At 69.7% G+C, this 1,421-nt stretch carries 1 protein-coding gene; it reads right to left on the bottom strand.

Annotated elements, in window-relative coordinates:
• Positions 1-87: 87 nt before the first annotated feature.
• Positions 88-1,365, bottom strand: a complete 1,278-nt coding sequence (locus tag SMA5143A_RS26175; RefSeq protein ID WP_107465304.1) for an IS701 family transposase — start codon at positions 1,363-1,365, stop codon at positions 88-90.
• Positions 1,366-1,421 lie beyond the last annotated feature (56 nt).

Here is a 1,421-nt window from a genome sequence, read left to right as displayed (position 1 = left end):
TAGGACTCCGTTAGGTCTGTCTTGATCTTGGTGTGGTTCTGCTGGGCAGGGGTTGGTGGCAGGTGGTGCAGATGCCGGTCCAGCAGTTCAGCAAGTCCTGGAGGGCGTCGAGGATCTGGTAGAGGGTGAGTCCGGTGTGTCGGCTTTTGGGGTCAGCCGCTGTTCGGTGAGGAAGGCGTGGGCGGCGGTGACCAGAGTGGCGTGGTGGTGCCAGCCCGTCCAGGAGCGGCCCTCGAAGTGGTCCAGGCCCAGGCCGTGCTTGAGCTCTCGGTAGTCGTGCTCGATGCGCCAGCGGATCTTCGCCAGGCGGACCAGGCGGGCGATCGGAGTGTCGTCGGGCAGGTCGGACAGCCAGAACCGGGTCGGTTTCTCCTCGCCGTGGGGCCATTCGGTCAGCAGCCACAGGTCGGGCAGGACGCCGTCCCACCGGCCGTGCTCGGCCACCGCCGCCTGCTGGGCCAGCCGACGCGGACGCACCCCGGCCGGCCGGACCCGCACGGTGAGGAAGCGGGAGGTCATCGGGCCCCGGGAGCCTTCCCGCCAGGTCACCTCCCGGAAGGCTTCCCGGCCGGCAGCCGCGGCCAGGTCCGCTACCGGCAGCGGTGGCTGCCGGTAGCGGGGAACTGTCGGGCGTCCGGTGCCGGAGCCGGCCGGGGCGGCGGGGTGCGCGTCATGGGGCTGGACGGTCAGAACGCCGCGGATGCCGACCACATACGGGATCTCCCGCTCGGCCAGGCCGGCGCGGAAGTCGGCGTTCTGGCCGTAGCCGGCATCCGCCACCACCACCGGCGGCACCAGATGCCATGTGGCCAGTTCATCCAGGGCGTCCAGGGCCAGGCGCCACTTCTGTCGGTGCCCGACGTCCTTGGGCACGCCGGTGCGTCGGCGTCGGACGGTGTCTGTGGCCCACTCCTTGGGCAGGAACAGCCGCCAGTTCAGCGGGCACGAGGCCGCATCGGAGACCGCGTGCACGCTGACGGCGACCTGGCAGTTGGCCTGCTTGCCCAAAGCGCCGCAGTACTGGTGGGCGACGCCGACCGACATCCCTCCGTCCTTGGGGAAGGACACGTCATCGACCGCCCAGGCGTCCGGGGCGATCCGCGGCACCAGCCGCTCGGCGATCCGCCGGCGCACCGGTACCGGATCCCAGGTGGACTGGTTCACGAACTGTTGCAGGTTCTGTTCGTTGCCGTCCGGCAGCCGCTCGGCCATGGCCTGGATGGACTTGCGGCGGCCGTCCATCATCAGTCCCCGCAGGTAGCAGTCGCTCTTGGCCCGCTGGTCCTTGCGCGGTACCGAGGCGAACACATCCGCCACGAATAACGCCAACGTCGCCCGGACCCGGTTCACTTCATGTGCGTCCACACACTCCGCATGCCCCTGAACACGGCCAGCAGACAGACCTAACGGAGTCCTACTAG

Source organism: Streptomyces sp. MA5143a, assembly GCF_900290235.1.
Classification (GTDB): Bacteria; Actinomycetota; Actinomycetes; order Streptomycetales; family Streptomycetaceae; genus Streptomyces.
This window is presented reverse-complemented; position numbering and strand designations above follow the sequence as displayed.